The sequence below is a fragment of the Vibrio sp. 10N.261.46.E11 genome (genome assembly GCF_041472735.1).
In the GTDB taxonomy this organism is placed as follows: Bacteria; Pseudomonadota; Gammaproteobacteria; order Enterobacterales; family Vibrionaceae; genus Vibrio.
The window spans coordinates 17,795-42,383 of the sequence record NZ_JBFRQW010000031.1 but is presented as its reverse complement, the minus strand read 5'-3'; the positions used below and the strand labels follow the sequence as shown (position 1 = coordinate 42,383).

The following is a 24,589-nucleotide window of genomic DNA, read 5'->3' as shown; positions in this document are numbered from 1 at the left end:
AAACTTAGCTTTCGTTTATTAACGCTTATTTAACTAATAATCACAACCCCTAGATAATCAACGAAATGCTTGGCACTTCAGGAGCTAGGTCACATGGGTTCATCATTAATTACAGGTATAGATATAAATCATCACAGCATCAAAGCCGTGGTACTAAAACCCGTGGGGGAGTTGTATGCCCTAGTGGGATACAAAGAGCTGCCGATTTCGGACGACATTTTTACAGCTAACCATACTTTGGAGTATCAGAAAACTGTTAAGAAACTTAAAGAACTTAGGAAAGGACTGCCTTTTGGCTGTCGCAACGTCGCCATTTCGGTACCCGATAACACGGTGATCAGCAAAGTACTGCAAATAGAGAGTGAGTTAGAAGACAGAGAAAAGGAGTTTTCTATCTATCAAACCTTTGCTCATCAATCTCCCTTTCCTATCGAGGAGCTGAGTTTAGATTTTGTAAAGCTGGAAGACAAACGATTTGGTAAAGGATCGACAAGTAGCTATCAGATATATGCGACTCGTAAGGAAGTTGTAGACAGTCGAGCGGATGCTTTAAATAAAGCCGGATTTAAACCTGTTGTCGTCGACACCCAAGCACATGGTCTGCTCAATATTTGGCAGTTGGCTTCACGCCTTTATCCTGAAAAAAGTAACTGGTTGCTGGTGGACGTAGGAGTTGACCAAACGTCGTTAGGCATTATCCCGCAGGATTCAGCACCTTTCTATAAAGACATCGCTTTTGGTACTCAAGATCTTCGCGATACTGACAGCCCGAGTTATACAGAAGGTGTATTCGGCACCGCAGAGGACACACATCGGTTTATTGTCAATTTGGTTGAAAAGCTTAAGCGACAGTTGCAACTCTATTCCTCAGTGAATGCGCTTGAGCCGATATCCGGGATCTGGCTGATGGGCGAAGGAGCCAGCATTCCGATGGTAGCTGAAGATCTAGAGCGCCATTTCCAGATGAGTTGTGAATCGCTCAATCCTTTATCGTTATTTGAGAACAAGGTGGCGAAGCGGCACCAACTGCCGATGAACTGGCAACATTTCGGCATTGCCGCGGGTATGGCGATGAGTGGACTCAAGTGGCAAGGAGAAAAGCATGTTGCATCAAATTAACCTGCTGCCGTGGCGTGATGAGATTCGCGCTCAGCACAAGAAGCGTTTTATCCACCTAGTCATTCTTGGCGTCATCATTGCACTTACAGGGCAATGGGCGGTTGGTCACTATTTTCAGGGTCAACAAGCCAAACAGCAAGCTCGCCTCAATTATCTTAATCAATACATTGCCGAGCTCGACCGACAAATTCAATCGTTAAAAGTCGCAGAACAAGAACACAAAGCCATTCTGACTCGACTTGATGTCGTGGAGTCTCTGCAGCTTGGCCGTAATAAGACCACCGACTTTATGAATCTAATGCCGGAGCTGATTCCTGAGGGCGTGTATGTCGACAAGATAAAGATGAATGGTCAGGAGATTGAGATGGCAGGTATCAGCGACAGTACGGCTCGCCTCGCCACAATGTTGGACAATCTAGAGCGTTCTGATTCTCTTAAAGGGGTCGAGATGCACTCTATTATCCATAACCGAAAGCGCTTCAATAAAGAGTTTCAGACCTTCAAGGTCTCTTTTGTGTTTAGCCCTGTTTCTTTAGAAAACACAACCGCAGAGAGCGCAACCGCGAGCAGAAAAGAGAAGGGGGCAAATCATGGCTAACCTTCAACGTAGGATTAGCTGGCAAAATAGTGTGAGCTTGCAAGATCTCGATGCTGATGAGATCACCGAATGGCCGTTGTTGCCCCAACTGCTCGTTATTCTGTTGCTGATGATATTAATCCAAGGTGTCGGGACTTGGCTGTATGTGCTGCCTTTAGACGATGAACTGCAGCAGATGAAGCAGCAAGAGCAGACTTTGAAAGCAACATTAAGGATAAAAGCGAACAAGGTTGCGGCTTTGCCTAAGCTTCAGAGTCAGTTGGATGAGCTAACCAGTCGCTACGACTATCTGTTAGAGCAACTACCCGTTCAAAAGGAGCTCGCCAGTATGTTGGCCTCAGTGAATGAACTTGGTTTGGATAATGCGCTGACCTTTACGCGCATTGATTGGGGGCAAAAGCAGAACAAGGAATTCCTCTATCGGTTACCCCTCAATATTGAGCTAACCGGTGATTACCACGAGATTGGTGATTTCTCCGCAGCCATCGCAAAACTGCCGCGCATTATTAGCTTCGATGATGTGAATTGGCAACGAGTCAGTCAAGAAAGCAGCACGCTGCACTTCAGGGTTCGAGCTTATACCTATCAGTTTAAATCGGAGGTGAATGATGAAATTCAATAGCGTCCTTTTATCCCTATTGTTACTGCTTGTGCTTTCAGGCTGTAAAGCCAACCAGGATTCGTTAGAAGATTTTGTGAGGCAAGTTGAAGCTAAGGCGAGAAAAGAGGTAGAAAAACTTGTCCCAGAAACAGAGTTCTTGGCCGCAACTTATCAACGGCACGCCTTTCGTCCTCCCTTTGAACTTCCTAAAGAAGCCATGGTGCAAAATCAACCCTTGGTGAAGAAAGACTGTTGGCAGCCGAACGCTCGTTCTCGTATTGGCAAGTTAGAAAAATACCCGCTGAGTAAGCTGCGTTTAAGAGGCGTAATGGGTAGTGGAACAAGCGTTTCAGGGTTAGTACAAACCCCAAAAGGGAACGTGGTCAATGTGAAAAAAGGTCAGTTTATTGGCTTAAACAATGGTCGAGTTACTAAGGTGACGAGCCAGTACGTACAGATTAATGAAACCCTTCCAGATGGTTTAGGTTGTTGGCATAAGCGCAACGTTAAGCTCGCTCTGAAGTAAACCAATGTCACATGATGTGGATATGAGATGTAAATATGAATAAAGGAATAAGTCGATTAGTGAGCAAGGCTCTACAAGGTTTTGCTGTGTCTGTGATGTTGGTGGTTAGCGTGTTCAGCTATGCCGAGAGCTTGCCAAATCAATTGGAAAATATTGATTTTAGGGTCAACAAGGAGAAAGACGCCGTCATCATTATCGAATTGGCAACCAGCACTGCAGTGGTGGATGTTCAACGTGCTCAGGAAGGTTTAAGTATCGAGTTACTCAATACTCAGGTGAATGACGATAAGCTCTACCTCCTGGATGTGAAGGACTTCGCGACCTTAGTTGAAGGCATTGAGGTGTATAAGGAAACGCCCAGTACGCGATTGTTGGCAACGATCGCTGGTGACTATCAATATGAATACAACTTAAAAGGTCGCTTTATTGAGGTAGTGATCAGTAGGCCTACTATTGATGAAGTGACAATAGAGAAAAATGTTTTAGAAAAAGAAGGCAAGGTGATATCGATTAACTTCCAAGATATCCCTGTACGTAATGTTTTGCAGCTTATTGCTGATTACAACGATTTCAATCTCGTTGTTTCTGATTCAGTCACGGGTAATCTGACTTTACGTTTAGATGGTGTGCCTTGGCAGCAAGTTCTCGACATTATCTTGCAAGTTAAGGGGTTGGATAAGCGTGTTGATGGCAACGTTATCTTGGTGGCACCTAAAGCTGAGCTCGACCTTAGAGAGCAACAAGCACTAGAGAAATCTCGCTTGGAAGAAGAGCTAGGTGAACTCAAGTCGGAAATCATCAAGATTAACTTTGCCAAAGCCACCGACATTGCCGACATGATTGGTGGGGAAGGGGCGGTAAGCATGCTGTCCGAGCGAGGCTCGATTACCATTGATGAGCGAACTAACTCCCTGTTGATTCGTGAATTGGAAGAAAACATTGTGGTGATACGAGGCATTATTGAATCGCTAGACATTCCCGTGAAGCAAGTTCAGATAGAAGCACGTATTGTCACTGTTACTGAGGGTAATCTTGATGAACTAGGAGTGCGTTGGGGCGTTTCCTCGACCAACGGAAGCTTCAAAGTTGGCGGCTCGATAGAGGGCAACCATCCATCGCAAATTACGCCGTATGACGATAATGGTGGGAATAGTGCGATTGACGATTTCCTCAACGTTAATTTAGGAGCAACTTCCCCGAGCGCGTCGAGTATTGCGTTTCAGGTAGCCAAGCTGGGTTCTGATACCTTGCTCGATCTTGAATTGTCAGCACTGCAACAAGAGTCGAAAGCAGAGATTATTTCTAGCCCACGCTTAATTACCACCAATAAAAAACCCGCTTATATTGAGCAAGGTACTGAAATCCCTTATTTAGAGTCTTCTTCAAGTGGTGCTACTTCAGTCGCATTTAAGAAAGCGGTATTGAGTCTCAAGGTGACTCCGCAGATCACACCCGACAATCGTTTGGTATTGGATTTGAGCGTGACTCAAGATAGGCCGGGGCAAGTGGTGAAAACCGGCACCGGTGAAGCTGTCGCTATTGATACGCAAAGAATTGGGACGCAAGTGCTTGTTAATAATGGTGAAACGGTCGTGTTGGGTGGTATTTTTCAACACAGTGTGAGCAGCCAAGTTGATAAAGTTCCACTGTTAGGAGACCTTCCTGTTCTTGGCGCATTGTTCCGTCGTAGCTATGAAAATGTAGGCAAAAGTGAACTACTTATTTTTGTTACACCTAAAGTTGTGATTCAGTAATGAGCAATTAGATTAAAAATAAAGTTGCATTAGTGGCACCTAACCTTGATAATTTCGGGTCTTATCACGAATTATCTGTGAGGAATCGGTGCCACGGGCCTTTTAATTTCAGTACTTGTACTGACCTACCTTGTGGCGATGTCATTGAATTAACGTTGTAAATTACTGCTAAAAACATGGCTGAGAAACGCAATATTTTTCTTGTTGGCCCAATGGGCGCCGGCAAAAGTACAATTGGTAGACACCTAGCTTCCCAACTTCATATGGAGTTTCTAGACTCTGACACTGTGATCGAAGAGCGCACTGGCGCGGACATCGCATGGGTTTTTGATGTTGAGGGCGAAGATGGTTTCCGTAAGCGCGAAGAATCTGTAATCAACGATCTGACAGAAGAACAAGGTATTGTTCTTGCGACAGGTGGTGGTTCAGTGCTGAGCAAAGAAAACCGTAACCGTCTATCTGCACGAGGCATTGTTGTATACCTAGAGACAACAATTGAAAAGCAACTTGCTCGCACTAACCGCGACAAGAAACGCCCTCTACTTCAAACAGACAACCCGCGTGATGTGCTAGAAGATCTAGCTGTATCTCGCAACGCACTATACGAAGAAGTGGCGGACTACACAGTTCGTACTGACGACCAAAGTGCAAAAGTGGTAGCCAACCAGATCGTAAAAATGCTAGAAGAACGTTAAGTTCATTTTTCGGAGAGCAAACCCATGGAACGGATTACGGTCAATCTAGCTGAGCGTAGCTACCCTATCTCTATTGGCGCCGGGTTATTTGAAGACCCGGCGTACCTTTCTTTTTTATCAGGCAAGCAGAAAGTTGTTGTTATCAGTAATGTGACAGTAGCGCCTCTTTATGCAGATAAAATTTTATCGCTATTGGATCAAGTAGGCTGTCAGACATCTCTTCTCGAGCTGCCAGACGGTGAACAGTACAAAACCCTTGAAACGTTCAATTCAGTGATGAGCTACATGCTTGAAGGAAATTACAGCCGCGATGTGGTGGTGATTGCTTTAGGTGGTGGTGTTATCGGTGATTTGGTTGGTTTTGCTGCCTCTTGTTATCAACGCGGTATTGATTTCATTCAAATCCCGACCACCCTTCTTTCTCAAGTGGACTCTTCTGTTGGTGGTAAAACCGCAGTAAACCATCCTCTTGGTAAGAATATGATCGGCGCTTTTTACCAACCGAAATCTGTCATCATCGATACTAACTGCCTATCAACGCTTCCAGAGCGTGAGTTTGCAGCTGGCATGGCTGAGGTGATCAAATACGGCATCATTTACGATGAAGCCTTTTTTGGCTGGTTGGAACAGAATCTAGAGAAACTGTATCAACTTGATGAAGAGGCACTGATCACCGCGATTGCTCGTTGTTGTGCAATTAAGGCTGAAGTGGTTGCTATCGATGAAAAAGAGTCAGGAATCAGAGCGTTATTGAACCTAGGTCATACATTTGGTCATGCGATTGAAGCAGAACTAGGCTATGGTAATTGGCTACATGGTGAAGCTGTGTCGTCAGGCACTGTAATGGCAGCAAAAACCGCCCAATTACAGGGACTGATTTCTCAGCAGCAACTTGAGCGAATTATTTCTATACTCAAGAATGCGAAACTACCAATCCATACGCCAGAAAGCATGTCTTTTGAAGACTTTATGAAGCACATGATGCGCGATAAAAAAGTGCTGTCTGGTCAGTTGCGTCTGGTATTACCAACAAGTATTGGTACTGCTGAAGTGGTTGCTGATGTACCTCAAGACATCATTAAACAAGCGATTGATTTCTGCCGTACTCTTTAAATTCGGCTATGAGGTTGCCTAGCTAAACGTTAGGCAACTGAAGCGCTTTACAGATCGAACTTATCAGTAGGGATCCCCAATGAGTTTGGCTCATGATTTAAGAGTATTGGAGTTAGAGTCTCAAGTTGAGTTGCTAGAGCGTTTACAGCTTTTAACTAACTTTGGTTCAAATTTTGTAAATGTTGCTGGTAAAACGGGTTCTGGCCGATCTTGGTTAGCTCAGCGTTATCTTGAAGCATGGTCAACTGAAAAAAATCAGTGTTTATTGCTTTGTCACCCAAGCCAAGACGATCAACAGCGCCGCGCACTTATTCTTAGTCAGATTGTTTCTGATCCACTCTTTAATCAACATGATTCGTTATCTGATAGCCTTGCTAGGCTGCTGGATGGAGAGTCGTGTAATGTGCTTATTGTTATTGATGACGCCCACCGACTGTCTGAGCTACTGGTATCAGAATTATGGATGTTGGTACTTGAAGCTCAATCTAATCCTCAATGGACGATCAATATCGTTCTCTTTTCGCAAACTGGCCACTTAGACACGCTATTAACACGACTTAGTTATGGTCAGCCGCACAAACCTATCGCCCTTGAGATCGATGATCTTTCACAACCAGAAGCTGAACATTTCTTTGAGTCACTGGTGATTCGATATGTCGATGATGAATCAGAATCTCGGGTGCGAAATGCATTTAAAAAAGCGCAGCCTCTACCCGGTGAACTAATGGCTTTAGGAGACTTGAAAGTGGAAAAAAGGATTATTATTCGTTCTATAATTGGTTCACCCGTCAATATTGCGATTGTGGTAGCCTTGCTGTTAGTTGCTATTGGTGGTGGTTATTGGTGGATGTTTAATCAACCAACGCCTGACGATAAAGCGCAATCTATTATCGCCCCTATTGAACAGACAGCTATTCCAACGTTGGAAGTGGAAAATGCAACTGAGCAAGACACAATCGACGGAACTGTTGATTCTGAAGCCGAAGTTGATATGAGTTATCAAGGTGCTGATGATGACAGTTCGTCTCTGCCACCAACTGTCGTTGAAGATACCGCGAGTGTTGGAGAAGTCGAGCAAGATCAGCAACGCGTTGTGATCACCTCTGACGTGGTTGATGCTCTGCTTGATGACAAGCCTGAAAGTGCCGATACCAGCGCGATTGATGTGGCTGTTGAGGAAAACACAGGGGCAGCGGTTAGCGCGCAACCTGATTCTGCACAAGTCGAACCACAACCAACAGTCGATGAAGAATTAGATCTAACTGAATCAACGCCACCGACCAAAAAGATTACTTTCTCATTTGCACGCGAAGAGCTACAAGCTATCTCGCCGCGCGCTTATACCCTACAGTTGAGTGCGATGACCTCATTGGAAGATGTACAATCTTTCATTGAAGAGTATGAGCTTGAGAACAAGGTTCGTATTTACCCAACACTTCGTAATGACACCAAGTGGTTTATTATCACTTATCAAGATTATCCAACGATTCAAGTGGCGCGAGATGCGGCAAGTGCGTTATCAACACCCCTTCAACAGTTGGAACCTTGGGCAAAATCGATGAATCAAGTGCATCGAGAGATAGAACGTGCGAAATAACCCTGAGCTTAGCCTCAAAATATGTTACATTCCGCAGCCTTATTTTTGAGTTGATAGATAGAGCAGTAAATGAAAAAGCAGCGTGCCTTTCTAAAATGGGCTGGTGGTAAATATGGCCTAGTTGAAGACATCCAACGTCACCTGCCACCTGCTCGTAAATTGGTAGAACCGTTTGTCGGTGCCGGATCAGTATTTCTGAATACTGATTTTGAACAGTACCTACTTGCAGATATTAATCCCGATCTTATCAACCTATATAATCTACTTAAAACCGATCCTGAAACTTATATCACGGAAGCGAAGCGCTGGTTCTGTCCGGAGAATAACCGTAGAGAAGTGTTCTTAGATGTTCGTGCTCAGTTCAACGATACCGACAACGTCATGTATCGTTCGCTTGCCTTCTTGTATATGAACCGTTTTGGCTTCAATGGCCTGTGTCGTTACAACAAGAAGGGCGGTTTTAACGTTCCGTTTGGTTCTTACAAAAAACCTTACTTCCCAGAAGCCGAGCTGGAGTTTTTTGCTGAGAAAGCGAAAAAGGCCACTTTCGTTTGTGAGGGATACCATGAAACCTTTAGCCGTGCTCGCAAAGGCTGCGTGGTTTACTGTGATCCTCCTTACGCACCGCTATCAAATACCGCTAACTTCACCTCTTACGCAGGTAACGGCTTTAGCTTAGATGACCAAGCTGCACTGGCGGATGTCGCTGAAAAAGCGGCGATGGAACGCGATATTCCTGTCTTGATTTCAAACCATGACACAACCTTAACGCGCCGTTTATACCATGGTGCGGAACTGAACGTGGTCAAGGTTAAGCGCACCATTAGCCGTAATGGCGCAGGGCGCAATAAAGTTGATGAGTTACTGGCGCTTTTCCATAAGGAGAAAAACCAGCAACACGCTTCAACAGAATTGTCGTCGTCAGCATAATCCTCGAACTCATTAAATTGAGTGACCCACGGGTACTTTCTTAAACTAATCTTTCGAACTGCTAGGATCTGCTTAGGTGCTTAGGTAGAATTGCACACCAAATAGTCTTGGGATTGAGTCTTGTACTTGTGTATGAGAGGTCACAAGGCGGTGATATTCGCAATTTACTCACTCTTAAGAGGTTTGGTATGAAAGATTTTCTAATCGCTCCATCGATTTTGTCTGCAGATTTTGCTCGTCTTGGTGAAGACGTCGAAAAAGTACTCGCAGCCGGTGCCGACGTTGTGCACTTCGATGTGATGGATAACCACTACGTACCTAACCTGACTTTTGGTGCACCGATCTGTAAAGCATTGCGCGACTACGGCATCACAGCTCCTATCGATGTTCATCTAATGGTTAAGCCAGTAGACAGCATAGTACCTGAGTTTGCCAAAGCTGGCGCATCAATGATTACCTTCCACGTTGAAGCGTCTGAGCACGTTGATCGCACTCTACAGTTAATCAAAGAACATGGCTGTAAAGCAGGTGTAGTATTGAACCCAGCAACGCCACTTTCTTGCCTTGATTACATCCTAGACAAAGTCGACATGATTCTACTTATGTCAGTGAACCCTGGCTTTGGCGGTCAATCTTTCATTCCTCACACACTTGATAAGCTGCGCGCAGTTCGTAAACTTATTGACGAATCAGGCCGTGATATCCGCCTTGAGATTGATGGCGGCGTGAAGGTTGATAACATCCGTGAAATTGCAGAAGCGGGCGCAGATATGTTCGTTGCCGGTTCAGCGATCTTCAATCAACCAAATTACAAAGAAGTGATTGATGAGATGCGTGCAGAGCTTGCAAAAGTTAACGCATAAAAGTAGAACTAGGGTCAGTTGACCTAAAATCAAAAATTTAGATAAAGGGGCTAATTGGCCCCTTTTTTACGTCTTATCGCTCAACACATAAGACGACAATTATAAATAGGAAAGTAAGATGTCATTAAGCTCAATAAAACTGATCGCCTTTGATTTGGATGGAACCTTGTTAGACAGCGTGCCTGATTTAGCTGTCGCCGCTGACCAAGCTTGTCAGGAGCTGGGTTTCCCTTCAGTGAGTGAAGAACAAGTTCGCGACTATGTTGGCAATGGTGCTGACGTGCTTATCGGGCGCTCACTCAGCCGCAACCTAACTGTTGACCCAAGCTTAGAGCCTGAGCTGCTTAAGAAAGCGCGCATCTTGTTTGATGATTTCTACGAACAGGGCGGCCACAAGCTGAGCCACCTTTACCCATCAGTAAAAGAGACGCTGGCAGAGCTGCATAATGCGGGTTTCACTATGGCGCTTGTGACCAACAAACCATCGAAGTTTGTACCCGACGTTCTGGCGCAACACGGTATCGATAAGTACTTTGTTGATGTTTTAGGCGGCGACTCTTTCCCAGAGAAAAAACCGAATCCAGTAGCGCTGAACTGGTTGCTAGAAAAGCACAATGTGAAGGCTGAAGAGATGTTGATGGTTGGTGATTCAAGCAACGACATCAAAGCGGCTAAGAATGCAGGATGCCACTCGTTTGGTCTGACTTATGGCTACAACCACGGTGAACCGATTTCAGTATCAAACCCTGATTATGTCGCAGACAACATTGCGCAATTACTAGATGTCGTTCTAGTTTCAGCATAAAGCGGACAAAAGTTAGCGAACCTACTAGCAAAATACTTATCAATGAGTACACTGGTTGAGCCGTACAGAAGAGCTGTGCGGCTTTCTATTTTAAAGTTAAGAAGCTAAGTTTTTAAGAGATTCAGTTATTAAAAACTGAGTTGTTAAGACGCAAAGCGAACAAGCAAAGGAATTAAAACCATGAGCAAGCCCATCGTATTGAGTGGTGTTCAACCATCTGGTGAACTAAGTATCGGTAACTACTTGGGTGCTCTACGTCAATGGCAACAGATGCAAGATGATTACGATTGCCAATACTGTGTTGTAGACCTTCACGCAATTACGGTTCGCCAAGATCCGAAAGCACTGCATGAAGCGACTCTAGACGCACTAGCAATCTGTCTTGCTGTCGGTGTTGATCCAAAGAAGAGCACGCTATTTGTTCAGTCACACGTACCAGAGCATGCTCAACTTGGTTGGCTTCTTAACTGTTACACGCAAATGGGTGAACTGAGCCGTATGACTCAGTTTAAAGATAAGTCTGCGCGTCACTCTAATGATGTAAACGTAGGTTTATACGACTACCCGGTGTTGATGGCTGCAGACATTCTGCTTTACGGCGCTCACCAGGTGCCTGTAGGTAGCGACCAGAAACAGCACTTAGAGCTGGCGCGTGATATCGCAACTCGCTTTAACAACATCTACGGTCCTGAAACGCCAATCTTCCAAGTACCAGAACCTTACATTCCAACAGTGAATGCACGTGTAATGAGCCTGCAAGATGCGACGAAGAAAATGTCTAAGTCGGATGACAACCGTAAGAACGTGATTACTCTGCTAGAAGAGCCTAAGTCGATTATCAAGAAGATCAACAAAGCGCAAACCGATGCAGAAACGCCACCACGTATTGCCCACGATTGGGAAAACAAAGCGGGCATCTCTAACCTAATGGGTCTTTATTCAGCAGCGACGGGTAAAACGTTTGAAGAGATTGAAGCGCAATACCAAGGCGTTGAGATGTACGGTCCATTCAAGAAAGACGTAGGCGCAGCATTAGTTGAAATGCTTGAGCCGATTCAATCTGAATACCACCGTATCCGTGCTGACCGTGCTTACATGGACGCAGTAATGAAAGCGGGTGCTGAAAAAGCGTCTGAGCGTGCTGCAGTAACACTGAAAAAAGCATACGAAGCGGTAGGTTTTGTTACTCGCCCATAGAGTGAACTGAAACGACTCGTTTAGAAATTCAAGCCCAAAGTGACTTTGTTTACTTTGGGCTTTTTATTGCCTGCTCCATTTACCTTCCCAGTAAATCTCTTGTTTGAATTGATAATTTAAGCATTATCTAGCTAACACATTCATCATGCTAATGCTGTGCAGTTGATCTTATTTGGCATCCTCAAGTTTTATAGAGTCACTCTTGTTTCTATATATGTTGGAAATATAAAACGTGCCAAACAATTGATGATTCCAAAGTGATAAGTTCCTCATTTTCTTGCCAACTGACTTATTCCTTTCATAAATAAACCTGATAGTTACCACAAAATACATGACTGTCCATAGATGGCAGTGACTATAAATCGATGAACTTAGGTGAAACGGATGGCTCTTTTACATAAACCTTCATTGCTAGCAGTGGCAATTGGTAGCTTGTTAACCACAAGCGCACACGCTGATTTGTTTATTTCACAATATGTGGAGGGCGGCAGCTATAACAAAGCGGTTGAGATTGCCAATAACGGCGATAGCAGCATTAATTTAGATGGTTACTCGTTGGCGAAGTCTGCGAATGGCAATGGATCATGGGGCGCCACTTTACCTTTGAATGGCCACGTTTTAGCGCCCGGTGAAGTACTTGTGGTTGCGCACACCAGCGCAAGTGACGAAATTAAAGCGGCAGCTGATATTCTTAACGCGTCGATTGCTAATCACAATGGTGACGATCCGCTGGCTATCTTGAATTCAGATGGTTCGGTGCACGATGTTGTCGGTTTGATGGGCGATGTGGACTGGGGTAAGGATGTTACTTTGGTTCGTGCTAAACAAACACCTTCTGCGACGTTTGATGCTTCGCAATGGGTATCGTTACCTAAGGACAGTATTGAAGGGCTAGGTTCACTAGACAATGTAGAGTTGCCTGACGCGTTTGCCTGTACGCAAGATGGCTCTGCTCCTGTATTCACGACTATTCAAGAGATCCAAGGTGAAGGCGCAACATCACCGTTCATTGATGGCTACCCGTACATCACCGACGATGAGTATTTCGTAAAAGGTGTGGTTAGCGCAGTGACAACGGGCCTAACCAAAGGCTTCTATCTGCAAGCGCTTAAGGATGACTTCAATTCAAGCACTTCTGAAGGTCTATTTATCCACACCAATCAATCGAGTTCAGAACTGGCTGCGGGCGATGTAGTGTGTGTGAAAGGTAAGGTTCAAGAATACTACAACCATACTCAGCTTAAAGTTGAAAACAACCAATGGTTTAAGCAGGGTGAGCAACAAGCGCCTGAAGCGACAGCAATTGAACCCTTAGACAATGACGAGAACTTCGCTGCAACGCTTGAACGCCATGAAGGCATGTTGGTGAAAACAACCGAAGCGCTTGATATGCGTGTCACTCGTACCTTTGGTTATGACTACGCAGGTCGTCGTAACAACATGGTATTGGCCCATGAGCGTATCAATATGCAGCCGAACCAGTTATCTGCAGCAGGTTCTGAAGAGGCGAAACAGCAAACTAAAGATAACGCAGACCGTCGTCTTTTCGTTGAAACGGATCAAAAAGCGGGTGATGGCCAAGTTCCTTTCTACCCAGATTTTGGCCGTACCGACATCGACCAAGATGGTTCAACAGAAGACTACATCCGTATTGATGACACCATTGTTGGCCTAGAAGGCGTGCTGACTTACAGCTACGGTGAGTACCGTTTAATTGCGACTAACCAGATCTCGGCTAAGAACTTTGTACGTAATGACCCACGTACTGACAAGCCTGATATGGACGAAGGTGATCTACGTATCGCGACCTTCAACGTATTAAACTACTTTAACTCTCCATTTGGCGGTGACGCGAACCAACACGGCAACAACCGTGGCGCGAACACCATCACTGAGTTTGAGCTGCAGCAAGAGAAGATTGTGAACGCGATTCTTCGTCTAGATGCCGACATCATTGGTTTGATGGAAATTGAGAACAACGGTTTTGGTGAAGGCTCTGCCATTCAGCAGCTTGTAAACCAACTGAATGATCGCATTGAGCGTAAGAAAGACCGTTATACGTTTGTCGCTGTTGATTCAAATGAAGATGGCGTAACCGACGAGATGGACTCGATTGGTACTGACGTAATCACAACGGGTGTTATTTATCGTAAGAAGGTCGTTAAGCTTAAAGACAGCCGTGTTATCGCGATGCCAAGCCAACAGGCACCAGAAGTGTTAGATGATTCTGGCAAGGTGATTGAAGACGGTAAGAACTACCAACGCGACTCGTTAGCGCCAACCTTCAAAGTTAAGGGTACCAAAGAGAAACTCACTGTAGCGATCAACCACTTTAAATCGAAAGGTTCTAAGTGTTGGGAAGATGCAGCGCCCGTTGAGCAGGGCGGTCAAGGTGGCGTTGATGCCGATAAGCAAGGTTCATGTGAGAACTTCCGTGTAGCTGCTGCGGTGGCGCTGGGTGAAGCGCTAGACGGCATCAAAGGCCATAAAGTGATTCTGGGTGATATGAACTCGTACGGCATGGAAGACCCAATGCTGGTGCTGACGGATTACTCTGAAGAGAAATACGGCAAGCAAATCAAAGCGGCGCGTAACACTTACATTGACGGCATCGAGCAGTTTGGTGACAGCGGTGCGGTGATTACTAAGAACTACGGCTACATTAATGCAGTGGCTCAAAAGCACCCAGACAGCTGGAGCTACTCATACAATGACGAAGTGGGCGCTCTGGATCACCTGTTGATCAGCGACAGCCTGAAAGACATGGTGGTGGATGCAACTGACTGGCATATTAACGGTGGCGAATCGACGTTGTTTGACTACAACGAAGAGTACAAAGGCGATCTACCTAAGTACCAAGATCACTTCCGTTCATCGGATCATGATCCGGCAGTTCTTGAGCTTAAAGTCGGTGGTTCGTTTAGTTTCGGTGCGCTGATGTCATTGTTTGGCTTAGCAATGTGGCGTCGTCGTAAGTCATAAGGCTTTTCGAGTCATAATAAACCGCTACCTATAGGTAGCGGTTTATATTTTAGCTACTCATTGATACCAATCGTAGTAAATAACTGTTCACCCTAGCTTGTTAAAAATCTAGATAACGTCGTTAGATTTTTTGATTGTAGAATAACTACTTATCAAAAAAATCCGCCTTGTTCTCAAGCTTTTTTCCTGCGCTATTTTTGAACACTTACTTACTGTGATTGGTATGATTCCATCTTTTCAAGGTCGTACTGGCGTATTTGTACCGCTTTTTCCAGTGATACCGGTTTTGAAAATAAGTACCCTTGGACAATGTCACATCCATATTGTTTAACATATTCTAGTTGTTCAATGGTTTCGACACCTTCAGCGACGGTTCTTGTTCCTGTAGACCGCCCAATTGCGACAATGCTTTTTAATAGTTCATGAGCGGTATTCGATTCTGAAAGTTGCCAAATAAAGCTACGATCTATTTTAATTTCATGAATAGGAAGTAATGACAAATACTTCAACGAAGAGTACCCAGTACCAAAATCATCTAAGGCCAAGTGAAACCCTTTACTACGAAGTTGATACGCAACTTTTGCTACCTCTTCCGGATTTTTTAGCATGATGCCTTCGGTGGCTTCTAGGCATATATGGGATGGGTTTATACCGTAGCGCTCTGTTATTTTAATGATATTTTCAGCAAAGTTTGTTTCACCAATTTGAACTGGTGATAAGTTCAGTGCCAGTAAAGTAGGAGCATCGTCTGGAAAGTCGAGTTCTGAATACTGTTGGTAGGCTAATTCAATAAGATACCAACCTAATGCGCGTATGTGACCACTGACTTCAGCGACGGAGATAAATTCATCAGGGTAAACGTTACCCAATGTTGGGCTTTTCCATCGAGCTAGCGCTTCGATTCCCCATAACCTTCCAGACTGTAAGCAATACTGAGGCTGATAATCTAAATAAATTTCTCTTCTTTCTATAGCTGTAAGTAAATTGTCTTCAATCAGAAACTTACGTTGATTTTTCGCAGAGGTTTTTGATGAGAAAATAGCACAGTTTGCTTTGCCTTCTGATTTCACAGAATGGAGCATAATATCAGAGCTTGCGAGTAACTCATCGACAGTGCGCCCGTGATCGGGATACAAGGCGGCACCTAAGCTAAAACTGATATCAAATTCATGCTCAAAGCATTGATACTTGGTCGCAAGTTCATCATGAAATAGTTTCATGACGCTTTCTGCCTGTTTTAGGCTGTTTAGAGCAGGGAAAGTAACAATAAATTCATCACCTCCGAACCGGAACACTTCTGAAAAATTAGGGCATACTTTTTTAAGCGTTTGAGATATCTGTATTAAGAGTTCGTCCCCAACACTGTGTCCGTAGTAGTCGTTGATGTTTTTAAAGTTATCTACATCAATAAAACAGACAAGAAATTTATCGTCATCTGATTGAGTTTTGGCCAGCTCTTTCTCCATATAGACTTCAAAAAAGTGTCGATTAAAAAGCCCAGTCAGTTGGTCATGATTAGCAAAGTGATTCAGCGTGCTGTTTGCAGTGTTGAGCTTTTCAAAGTCAGATTGAATTTCAGCTTGATAAGATTCAAAGCGACGAGAAACTAGAGTGCTTACATAATATGAGAGTAGTCCGACTAATAGAACAACTATGCTATACATGAGTGCTAAGCGATTGAGCTCATCATTTCTTTTTTCAATCAACTCGGCATTTTTTTTAGCAACAAGTCTTTCTAATGCAGTGACACTAAAGCTCGCGCCTATCGTCCAGCCCCAAGTACTATTTTTGATGACATAACTAAGGTTTTCTGACGAGTGATTGTCGGCTGCTAAGTGTCTAACGTAGACATCCGATTGTTCCAACAGCGCGACTGCTTGAGTACGGAAGTGTATGTTTTTAATATTATGGATATTAGTACCAATAAAGCTAGGAGTGGTATGAGCCAGCACATCGCCTTTAGTGTCGATAACGTAGAAGTTACTCTGTTGACCAATTTGAAGCTGACTTAACCATTCGAGTACATTATTTTGAATGTCTGATTGGACATCTGTAATAAAGTCACTTGTACCTATGTACCAATTATATGGCGAGAAATTAACGATATAGCCGATTTTTTCATACTGCTTTGCGAATGAATTCGGTTTTAGAAACCACCATTTATGAAAGCCTTCTTTTTCTTCAATCGCTTTTTTTGTTAACTCCTGAGCAACAAAGTGTCCTTTAGCATCTTGAAACTCCCATTTAGAGGCTCCTTGCATACTAGGAAAAACAGGGTGAAAAATAACAGTTCCATCATGGTGATAAATAAAAGGGTAACCACGACCGTCATTGAATCTGTAGTTTTTCAAACTCGAACGAACCAAGGTTGTAAACTCTTGTTCACTTAATTGTGGGTTGTCTTTGTACAGTTGATTTAGTATGGAGTGAGTGCGGAGAGTATGAGTTTTTATACTGTCGCGTAGTGTAGTTATTGTTGTTTCTTCTAAGTAGTTGAGCTGCTTGTTGACATAGCTGACTTGAGCTTTTAAATAGGATTTTTTTTCTTCAACAATATCGGACTCTATGTGGGTGATTTCTTGATTGGTTCGTCGATAGCTATCATTGACCGATAACGAAAAAACGATAATAGAGAATAGAACCACAGTTATAGTCGGTATGTAACGAATTAGGTAGACGAGCTTGTTCTCTTTCATTTTTCTATTAAAGTCAGTAAATTCACACTAATGATAACTCAAACAATTATTCATTGACTTGTTATTTTTCACAAAAAAAGAACTATGCCATAAAAAAATCGCAACTTATAAGGTTTTAATTTTTATGGGAACTTTGGCTGGGATGGGAGATATCTATGCCTTGAGAAGACAAAGTGGATCACTCTGGCGTCATTGCCAGTAACGTTTATGTATTTGTAGTGTAAAGTTATCAGGGCAGCGAAAGCTGATTTTCTTTTTATCATTTTCACTTGCCTTTCTTGCTTTATATTGCACAATACCGCCCCTATATCTCCCAATCCTTTAGTATTTAGCAAACGATTTCGACCCATGTTACTTATCATCGATAACTACGACTCTTTTACCTATAACTTGTATCAGTATTTCTGTGAGTTAGGGGTAACTGTAAAAGTTGTTCGCAACGATGAGATTGATATTGCGGGTATTGAATCGCTAAATCCTAGTCACCTTGTTATCTCGCCGGGTCCTTGTACACCGGATGATGCGGGCATTTCTCTACAAGTCATCGAACACTTCGTTGGTAAACTGCCGATCTTAGGTGTGTGTCTTGGTCATCAAGCCATTGCCCAAGTGTTTGGTGGTGAAGTGGTGAGAGCCAGACAAGTGATGCACGGTAAAACCTCTCCGATACGCCACAATGGCAAGAGTGTTTTTCAGGGATTGAACAACCCATTGACCGTGACACGTTACCATTCTCTAGTGGTGAAAAATGGCACGCTACCAGATTGCTTTGAACTGACGTCTTGGACGGAGTTTGAAGATGGCAGCATGGATGAGATCATGGGTTATCAACACAAAACCTTGCCGATTGATGCGGTGCAATTTCACCCTGAATCGATTAAAACAGAGCAAGGACACCAGCTTCTCGCTAACTTCCTAGCACGCTGAGTGTTTAAATTTGACCCTTTCTCCGCCTAAATAAGCCAGTTAAACCTGTCAGCCCATTCGTTAAGCGTTTAAATTCGGGCTTTACGCGCCTCTCTCCCTCTGACGCCGATCACTTTTTATAACATTTCTCTCTCGCTTCGCTAAGTTTTTAGCCTATGCAAAATTATTCGCGTTATTTCCTCTCGAACCCTATATACCGCTGTGCCAGTAAGGCTTTGCTATTACTAGTCATACGTTTAGGTAAAAAAAGCTTCATAAAACAGATTAATTGATGCATAAATAGTCATAGGTAGTGACGTTTAGCTGGTTGTTAGGGATGGCTAAAGAATAATCTACTATTGAAAAGGTTAATTAAATGTAAATATAATGCTGCGGCGGGATTATGGCGAGAGAAAATATCTTTGTCTCACTTATGAACCAGTACGCTTATTTGCGAAGCTTGCGGTATCGAGAAGGAATGTACGATGACAGTGGAAAAAAAAGTAGAACGTAGTCTGTTTAATGAGGTGATGGTGCCTTGTTATAACCCAATGGAAATGATCCCGGTAAAAGGGGAAGGCGCACGCGTTTGGGACCAACAAGGCCGAGAGTATATCGACTTTGCTGGTGGTATCGCTGTGAGCTGTTTGGGTCACTGTCACCCAGCAATGGTTAACGCAGTTACTGAGCAAGCAAACAAGATTTGGCATTTAAGTAATGTCATGACCAACGAACCTGCACTGCGTCTAGCGAAGAAACTAACAGACGTATGTTTTGCAGAAAAAGTATTCTTTGCCAACTCTGGTGCTGAAGCGAACGAAGCCGCATTGAAGCTGGCTCGTCGTTGGGCTGCGGATGTTCACGGTCCTGAGAAATCTGAAATCATTGCATTCAAACAAGGTTTCCACGGTCGTACTTTCTTTACTGTAACTGTGGGTGGTCAAGAGGCTTACTCTGATGGCTTCGGTCCTAAACCGGGCGATGTAACTCACCTGCCTTACAACGATATTGCAGCACTAGAAGCGCACATCTCAGATCGCACATGTGCAATCATGATGGAACCTCTGCAAGGCGAGGGCGGTATCATCTCTCCAACATCTGAGTTTGTGAACACAGTTCGTGAACTGTGTGACAAACACAATGCACTGCTTATCTTTGATGAAGTACAAACCGGTAACGGCCGTACTGGTAACTTTTATGCTTACCAAGGTCTAGGTGTAACACCAGACATCTTGAGCACTGCTAAATCACTGGGTGGTGGTTTTCCTATTGGTGCAATGCTCACGACGACTGAATTAGCGACACATCTAAAAGTCGGTACGCATGGCTCTACTTACGGTGGTAACCCACTGGCGTGTGCTGTTGCAGAAGCGGTTGTTGATGTGGTTAGCCAACCTGAAACATTAGCTGGCGTGAAAGAGCGCGAAGCATTGTTTCGTGATGGTCTTGCTAAGATTAACGACAAGTACCAAATCTTCAGTGAAGTTCGTGGCAAAGGCCTACTACTAGGTGCTGCGCTTAACGAAGAGTGGCAAGGCCGTGCACGTGACGTATTAGTAGCAGCAGGCGAACAAGGCTTGATGGTACTGGTTGCTGGTGCAAACGTGGTTCGTTTCACGCCATCACTGGTTATTACTACACAAGAAATTGAAGAAGGCCTATCAAAACTAGACAAAGCAATCGCTACGCTAGTTTAGCCTGAGCGGCGTCATAGGAATGATCGCCAATAGAGCGATCCCATGACGTTCTGCTAAAGGCCCAAGCTTCTGGTTTTGGGCCTATTTTGCATCTGGAGGGAATATTGATGCTAGTTGTTCGCCCAATAAAATTATCTGATTACGATGCGCTGCATACTTGCGCGGTTGAATCTGGTCACGGATTCACATCTCTTCCTGTTAACGAAGAACTGTTAACTAACCGTATTACTCACTCTGAATACAGCTTTGCCAAACCAGACGTGACTGAACCCGGTGATGAAGGCTACCTAATGGTTGGCTTTGATACCGAAACGGGTGAAGTTGCAGGTACCACGGGTATCGAAGCCTCGATTGGCTGGGATGTACCGTTTTACTCTTATCACATCAGCAAGGTGGTTCATTCATCGCAAAAGCTTGGCGTTAATAACGTGGTTAAGCTACTGACTTTTGGTAATAACTACACCGGATGCAGTGAAATTTGCACGTTATTCTTGCGCCCTGACTTCCGTGGTGGTTTGAACGGTCGTTTGATGTCGAAGTGCCGATTCCTACTGATGGCTGAACACCCAGAGCGTTTCTCGAAAACAATTTTTGCTGAGATGCGGGGGGTATCGGATGCCGAAGGTAATTCTCCTTTCTGGCAATGGTTGCAAGAACACTTCTTCTCGATTGATTTCACACTTGCTGATTATCTAACCGGTATTGGTAAGAAAGGCTTCATTGCTGATCTTATGCCGAAGCTACCTATCTATGTGAACCTACTGAGCAAAGAAGCTCAGGCGGTGATCGGAGAGGTTCATGACAATACGCGCCCTGCACTTAAGTTGTTGGAACGTGAAGGTTTCACCAACCGTGGCTATGTCGATATCTTTGATGCGGGCCCAACGGTTGAGTGTGATTTAAGAAACATCGAATCTGTGCGTCATGCGATTAGAGCTCAGGTGAAAATTGCAGAGCACTCAAGCTCTAAAGACTTCCTAATTGGGAATACATCATTTGAGAACTTCCGCGCAGTAGCCGCGAAAGGCGCGTATGACCAAGCAAGCGACACAGTGATTTTATCATCTGAAGTAGCAAGCGCTCTTGAAGTAAAAGAAGGCGAATTCGTTCGTATGTTGGCTCAGTAAGAGCGGCGATTATCTGTCGAAGATTTTAAGGATAGAAGTATGACTCAGTGGATAGCAGGACAGTGGGTGGCAGGTCAAGGTGACGCCATGACATCAGTAAGCCCATACAACAACGAAGTAGTGTGGCAGGGTGATAGTGCAACACCAGCACAGGTTGAATCTGCAGTAGCAGCGGCTCGTGAAGCGTTTCTAGTTTGGAAAAAGTTGAGCTTTGCAGAGCGCGAAGCGATTGTGTTGAAGTTCGCGGAAAAAGTGAAAGAGAACAGCGAAGAGATCGCGCAAATTATCGCAAAAGAGACGGGTAAACCGATTTGGGAAACTCGCACTGAAGTGGGCGCGATGGCAGGCAAGATCGCCATCTCTATTCGTGCGTACCACGAACGTACTGGTGAAGCTTCGCGTGAAGCGGCAGGTAACCAAATCGTACTGCGTCATCGTCCATTAGGTGTTATGGCTGTATTTGGCCCTTACAACTTCCCAGGTCACCTACCTAACGGTCATATTGTTCCAGCTCTGCTATCGGGCAACACCGTAGTATTCAAGCCTTCAGAGCAGACACCTTGGACGGGTGAATTCGCAATGAAGCTATGGCAAGAAGCGGGTCTTCCTGCTGGCGTAATCAACCTAGTGCAAGGCGCTAAAGAGACAGGTATCGCACTGGCTGATGCTAAAGGTCTTGATGGCGTGCTATTTACGGGTAGTGCGAATACTGGTCATATCCTGCATCGTCAATTCGCGGGCCAACCGGGCAAGATGCTGGCACTAGAAATGGGCGGCAACAACCCTATGGTGATCAGCGACCAATACGGTGATGCAGACGCAACGGTATACACTATCATCCAATCGGCGTTCATCAGTGCGGGTCAGCGTTGTACATGTGCTCGTCGCTTGTATGTGCCTGTTGGCGAGAAGGGCGATCTGCTTCTAGATAAACTGGTCGCAGCTACGCAAAAGATTCGTGTCGATCAGCCATTCGCTGAACCTGCACCTTTCATGGGCCCTCAGATCTCTGAAGCTGCAGCTAAGTTCATTTTGGACGCGCAAGCTAATCTGCAATCGTTAGGTGGTGTCAGCCTAGTAGAAGCAAAAGCGGGTGAAGCGGCGTTTGTTTCTCCGGGCATTATCGATGCAACCAACATTGCTGAGTTGCCAGATGAAGAGTACTTCGGCCCATTGCTGCAAGTGGTTCGTTACCAATCGCTAGAGCAAGCCGTTGAAATGGCTAATGACACACGCTTTGGTTTGTCTGCTGGCCTAGTTTCAACCGACGATTCCGAATGGGAATACTTCGTTGACCATATCCGTGCGGGTATTGTTAACCGTAACCGCCAACTAACAGGCGCAAGTGGTGATGCACCATTTGGTGGCCCGGGTGCTTCAGGCAACCTACGCCCAAGTGCTTACTACGCGGCGGACTACTGTGCTTACCCAATGGCGTCAATGGAAGGTGGTGAAACCCAACTGCCAGCGACATTTAGCCCAGGTATTGAGCTGTAGTTTTGGTTCTTAAGCTTTAACTTGATGAATCATAAGCTTATGAGCTCTAGGTTCATGAGTAACAGATTCATTGATTGTGTAATAAGGAAGCGGTGTTATCGCTTCCTCTTTTCACCCACGTCCGACACCTAGATTGGGCGGTAGATAATAATAGAACAAGTATGTCACAGGCTGATGGCTGCTGACTCTATGTCCAGCCTCTCCCTTTCTAATCCAAATTACTAGCTTGCTAGAACCTCTGACAAGGAGTCACCATGACGCCCGATCTACTCTTTAAATCACTATGGGACGATTACATTCACAGGCTTTGTCCATCGGCTGAGAAAGTACATCACTTGCTGAAAGAAGACGAAGCCCTGATTAATGATCATATTGCACTGCGTACTTTCAATGTTGCACCGCTGGGGATTGAAACACTGGCCAAGCCTTTCCTTGAGTTAGGTTACAAGGCATGTGGCGATTACTTGTTTGAGAGCAAGAAGCTAGTGGCTAAGCATTACGAGCATCCAGATCCAAAACAACCAAAAGTGTTCATTAGTGAGTTGAAGGTCGAAGAGTGTTCAAGCGACTTACAACAGATCGTTGCTAAGTTGGTTGATCAAGTGGATGCTAGCAAACTGCAAGGTCATGAATTCTTGTTTGGTGGTCGTCTTTGGGATTTGAGCTTCGCAGATTTCCAAGTGCTAGCAAAAGAGAGTGAATACGCTTCTTGGCTAGCGGCTCATGGTTACGGTGCCAACCACTTTACGGTGAGCGTAAATCAACTTAACGCCTTTGATGAAGTACAGTCAGTGAATGACTATTTGAGCGAATCGGGTTTCACTATCAATGCATCTGGCGGCGAGGTGAAAGGCTCTCCAGAGGTCTTATTAGAGCAATCATCAACAATGGCAGACAAAGTCCCAGTTTCATTTGTTGAAGGTAATGAGATGATTCCTGGCGGCTTCTATGAGTTCGCTAAGCGTTATGCGATGGCCAATGGTGAGCTTTATACCGGATTTGTCGCGGCATCAGCTGACAAGATCTTTGAAAGCACCAATGGTTAAAGAAACATAAGAGCACGGGCTTTGCCCTAGAGGTGCGGGTACGCTTCGCATCGAGAGTGCTTACGTTTGGAAGTTGTAAGTGTCCCATTCGCATCTGCTCTCTAGCTCTTGAGAAAACAAAAAAGCCACCAAATTTGCATTTGGTGGCTTTCAAATTTTTGGCTCAGTTAATCGAGATTAACGAGTGCCGTATACCACGATAGTCTTACCGTGTGCAGAAATTAGGTTCTGCTCTTCTAGCATCTTCAAGATACGACCAACGGTCTCACGAGAACAACCAACAATCTGGCCAATCTCTTGACGAGTGATCTTGATTTGCATGCCGTCAGGGTGAGTCATTGCATCTGGCTGTTTTGCTAGGTTTAGTAGCGTTTGAGCGATACGACCTGTTACGTCAAGGAACGCTAAGTCACCAACCTTTTGGCTAGTTACTTGTAGACGGTTTGCCATTTGCGCTGAAAGGCGCATTAGGATATCTGGGTTCACTTGGATAAGTTGACGGAATTTCTTGAAAGAAATCTCAGCTACTTCACAAGGAGATTTTGCACGAACCCATGCAGTACGCTCTTGGTCTTCTTCGAACAAGCCAAGCTCACCGATGAAGTCGCCTTGGTTTAGGTAAGAAAGAATCATTTCCTTACCTTCTTCGTCTTTGATAAGAACTGCCACAGAACCTTTAACGATGTAGTACAAGGTTTCTGCCTTTTCACCAGCATGAATCAAAGTACTTTTTGAAGGGTACTTATGAATATGACAGTGTGAAAGGAACCACTCTAATGTTGGATCGGTTTGGGGTTTACCTAGAACCATAATATCTTACTTCCTCTGCAGGGTATGCTT

Annotated in this window: 20 protein-coding genes; 18 read left to right on the top strand and 2 right to left on the bottom strand. The window is 44.5% G+C overall.

Annotated features, from left to right (window positions below):
• Positions 1 to 93: 93 nt before the first annotated feature.
• From pilM to AB4407_RS10320, 13 genes are all read left to right on the top strand, one after another.
• A complete protein-coding gene (pilM, locus tag AB4407_RS10380) occupies positions 94 to 1,119 on the top strand; it encodes a type IV pilus assembly protein PilM (RefSeq protein ID WP_372120490.1) in 1,026 nt (341 codons plus the stop codon).
• Positions 1,103 to 1,717 carry a PilN domain-containing protein gene (locus AB4407_RS10375; RefSeq protein ID WP_372120489.1) on the top strand — a complete coding sequence of 205 codons (615 nt, stop codon included), beginning with the start codon at positions 1,103 to 1,105 and terminating at the stop codon, positions 1,715 to 1,717. Before pilM ends, AB4407_RS10375 begins: the two co-directional genes overlap by 17 nt.
• Entirely contained in the window at positions 1,710 to 2,339 is a 630-nt protein-coding gene (locus tag AB4407_RS10370; protein ID WP_372120488.1) for a type 4a pilus biogenesis protein PilO, read from the top strand. Before AB4407_RS10375 ends, AB4407_RS10370 begins: the two co-directional genes overlap by 8 nt.
• Positions 2,323 to 2,844: a pilus assembly protein PilP gene (locus AB4407_RS10365; protein WP_372120487.1), complete on the top strand. Its 522-nt coding sequence runs from the start codon at positions 2,323 to 2,325 to the stop codon at positions 2,842 to 2,844. Before AB4407_RS10370 ends, AB4407_RS10365 begins: the two co-directional genes overlap by 17 nt.
• A gap of 35 nt (positions 2,845 to 2,879) precedes the next feature.
• On the top strand, positions 2,880 to 4,598 hold the full coding sequence (locus AB4407_RS10360) for a type IV pilus secretin PilQ (protein WP_372120486.1): 1,719 nt from the start codon (positions 2,880 to 2,882) through the stop codon (positions 4,596 to 4,598).
• Between the two features lie 176 nt (positions 4,599 to 4,774).
• Positions 4,775 to 5,293 carry a shikimate kinase AroK gene (gene aroK / locus AB4407_RS10355; protein ID WP_009848907.1) on the top strand — a complete coding sequence of 173 codons (519 nt, stop codon included), beginning with the start codon at positions 4,775 to 4,777 and terminating at the stop codon, positions 5,291 to 5,293.
• Between the two features lie 24 nt (positions 5,294 to 5,317).
• Positions 5,318 to 6,406 carry a 3-dehydroquinate synthase gene (gene aroB, locus AB4407_RS10350; protein WP_372120485.1) on the top strand — a complete coding sequence of 363 codons (1,089 nt, stop codon included), beginning with the start codon at positions 5,318 to 5,320 and terminating at the stop codon, positions 6,404 to 6,406.
• Between the two features lie 79 nt (positions 6,407 to 6,485).
• Positions 6,486 to 8,003: an SPOR domain-containing protein gene (locus tag AB4407_RS10345; RefSeq protein ID WP_372120484.1), complete on the top strand. Its 1,518-nt coding sequence runs from the start codon at positions 6,486 to 6,488 to the stop codon at positions 8,001 to 8,003.
• Between the two features lie 69 nt (positions 8,004 to 8,072).
• Complete coding sequence (locus AB4407_RS10340) at positions 8,073 to 8,933, top strand: Dam family site-specific DNA-(adenine-N6)-methyltransferase (protein WP_372120483.1); 861 nt, start codon at positions 8,073 to 8,075, stop codon at positions 8,931 to 8,933.
• A 188-nt stretch (positions 8,934 to 9,121) separates the two neighbouring features.
• Positions 9,122 to 9,796 carry a ribulose-phosphate 3-epimerase gene (gene rpe / locus AB4407_RS10335; RefSeq protein WP_041472932.1) on the top strand — a complete coding sequence of 225 codons (675 nt, stop codon included), beginning with the start codon at positions 9,122 to 9,124 and terminating at the stop codon, positions 9,794 to 9,796.
• A 118-nt stretch (positions 9,797 to 9,914) separates the two neighbouring features.
• The gene (locus tag AB4407_RS10330; RefSeq protein ID WP_372120482.1) at positions 9,915 to 10,601 is read left to right on the top strand and encodes a phosphoglycolate phosphatase; all 687 of its coding nucleotides are present in this window, start codon (positions 9,915 to 9,917) and stop codon (positions 10,599 to 10,601) included.
• Positions 10,602 to 10,781: 180 nt separating this feature from the next.
• Complete coding sequence (trpS, locus tag AB4407_RS10325) at positions 10,782 to 11,798, top strand: tryptophan--tRNA ligase (protein ID WP_010435234.1); 1,017 nt, start codon at positions 10,782 to 10,784, stop codon at positions 11,796 to 11,798.
• 384 nt (positions 11,799 to 12,182) lie between these two features.
• Complete coding sequence (locus AB4407_RS10320; RefSeq protein WP_372120481.1) at positions 12,183 to 14,780, top strand: ExeM/NucH family extracellular endonuclease; 2,598 nt, start codon at positions 12,183 to 12,185, stop codon at positions 14,778 to 14,780.
• A gap of 209 nt (positions 14,781 to 14,989) precedes the next feature.
• Here AB4407_RS10320 and AB4407_RS10315 read toward each other — a convergent pair whose 3' ends face one another.
• Positions 14,990 to 17,476 carry an EAL domain-containing protein gene (locus AB4407_RS10315; protein WP_372120480.1) on the bottom strand — a complete coding sequence of 829 codons (2,487 nt, stop codon included), beginning with the start codon at positions 17,474 to 17,476 and terminating at the stop codon, positions 14,990 to 14,992.
• Positions 17,477 to 17,824: 348 nt separating this feature from the next.
• Between AB4407_RS10315 and AB4407_RS10310 the strand changes: the two genes are divergently transcribed.
• The 5 genes from AB4407_RS10310 (at position 17,825) to AB4407_RS10290 (ending at position 23,749) form a co-directional block, all read left to right on the top strand.
• The gene (locus tag AB4407_RS10310) at positions 17,825 to 18,403 is read left to right on the top strand and encodes an aminodeoxychorismate/anthranilate synthase component II (protein WP_017068833.1); all 579 of its coding nucleotides are present in this window, start codon (positions 17,825 to 17,827) and stop codon (positions 18,401 to 18,403) included.
• A gap of 464 nt (positions 18,404 to 18,867) precedes the next feature.
• A complete protein-coding gene (locus AB4407_RS10305; RefSeq protein ID WP_210446802.1) occupies positions 18,868 to 20,079 on the top strand; it encodes an aspartate aminotransferase family protein in 1,212 nt (403 codons plus the stop codon).
• Positions 20,080 to 20,186: 107 nt separating this feature from the next.
• A complete protein-coding gene (astA, locus tag AB4407_RS10300) occupies positions 20,187 to 21,206 on the top strand; it encodes an arginine N-succinyltransferase (protein ID WP_123285401.1) in 1,020 nt (339 codons plus the stop codon).
• A 39-nt stretch (positions 21,207 to 21,245) separates the two neighbouring features.
• Positions 21,246 to 22,703 carry a succinylglutamate-semialdehyde dehydrogenase gene (gene astD, locus AB4407_RS10295; RefSeq protein WP_372120479.1) on the top strand — a complete coding sequence of 486 codons (1,458 nt, stop codon included), beginning with the start codon at positions 21,246 to 21,248 and terminating at the stop codon, positions 22,701 to 22,703.
• A 254-nt stretch (positions 22,704 to 22,957) separates the two neighbouring features.
• Complete coding sequence (locus tag AB4407_RS10290; RefSeq protein ID WP_372120478.1) at positions 22,958 to 23,749, top strand: DUF1338 domain-containing protein; 792 nt, start codon at positions 22,958 to 22,960, stop codon at positions 23,747 to 23,749.
• Between the two features lie 177 nt (positions 23,750 to 23,926).
• Here AB4407_RS10290 and crp read toward each other — a convergent pair whose 3' ends face one another.
• Positions 23,927 to 24,559 (bottom strand): cAMP-activated global transcriptional regulator CRP, encoded by a 633-nt coding sequence (gene crp, locus AB4407_RS10285; RefSeq protein WP_004729651.1) that lies wholly within the window; start codon positions 24,557 to 24,559, stop codon positions 23,927 to 23,929.
• Between the last annotated feature and the right edge of the window lie 30 nt (positions 24,560 to 24,589).

Coding starts and splice junctions, on each gene's coding strand:
- pilM (WP_372120490.1), top strand. CDS start 94: ATGGGTTCATCATTAATTACAGGTATAGATATAAATCATCACAGCATC.
- AB4407_RS10375 (WP_372120489.1), top strand. CDS start 1,103: ATGTTGCATCAAATTAACCTGCTGCCGTGGCGTGATGAGATTCGCGCT.
- AB4407_RS10370 (WP_372120488.1), top strand. CDS start 1,710: ATGGCTAACCTTCAACGTAGGATTAGCTGGCAAAATAGTGTGAGCTTG.
- AB4407_RS10365 (WP_372120487.1), top strand. CDS start 2,323: ATGATGAAATTCAATAGCGTCCTTTTATCCCTATTGTTACTGCTTGTG.
- AB4407_RS10360 (WP_372120486.1), top strand. CDS start 2,880: ATGAATAAAGGAATAAGTCGATTAGTGAGCAAGGCTCTACAAGGTTTT.
- aroK (WP_009848907.1), top strand. CDS start 4,775: ATGGCTGAGAAACGCAATATTTTTCTTGTTGGCCCAATGGGCGCCGGC.
- aroB (WP_372120485.1), top strand. CDS start 5,318: ATGGAACGGATTACGGTCAATCTAGCTGAGCGTAGCTACCCTATCTCT.
- AB4407_RS10345 (WP_372120484.1), top strand. CDS start 6,486: ATGAGTTTGGCTCATGATTTAAGAGTATTGGAGTTAGAGTCTCAAGTT.
- AB4407_RS10340 (WP_372120483.1), top strand. CDS start 8,073: ATGAAAAAGCAGCGTGCCTTTCTAAAATGGGCTGGTGGTAAATATGGC.
- rpe (WP_041472932.1), top strand. CDS start 9,122: ATGAAAGATTTTCTAATCGCTCCATCGATTTTGTCTGCAGATTTTGCT.
- AB4407_RS10330 (WP_372120482.1), top strand. CDS start 9,915: ATGTCATTAAGCTCAATAAAACTGATCGCCTTTGATTTGGATGGAACC.
- trpS (WP_010435234.1), top strand. CDS start 10,782: ATGAGCAAGCCCATCGTATTGAGTGGTGTTCAACCATCTGGTGAACTA.
- AB4407_RS10320 (WP_372120481.1), top strand. CDS start 12,183: ATGGCTCTTTTACATAAACCTTCATTGCTAGCAGTGGCAATTGGTAGC.
- AB4407_RS10315 (WP_372120480.1), bottom strand. CDS start 17,476: ATGAAAGAGAACAAGCTCGTCTACCTAATTCGTTACATACCGACTATA.
- AB4407_RS10310 (WP_017068833.1), top strand. CDS start 17,825: ATGTTACTTATCATCGATAACTACGACTCTTTTACCTATAACTTGTAT.
- AB4407_RS10305 (WP_210446802.1), top strand. CDS start 18,868: ATGACAGTGGAAAAAAAAGTAGAACGTAGTCTGTTTAATGAGGTGATG.
- astA (WP_123285401.1), top strand. CDS start 20,187: ATGCTAGTTGTTCGCCCAATAAAATTATCTGATTACGATGCGCTGCAT.
- astD (WP_372120479.1), top strand. CDS start 21,246: ATGACTCAGTGGATAGCAGGACAGTGGGTGGCAGGTCAAGGTGACGCC.
- AB4407_RS10290 (WP_372120478.1), top strand. CDS start 22,958: ATGACGCCCGATCTACTCTTTAAATCACTATGGGACGATTACATTCAC.
- crp (WP_004729651.1), bottom strand. CDS start 24,559: ATGGTTCTAGGTAAACCCCAAACCGATCCAACATTAGAGTGGTTCCTT.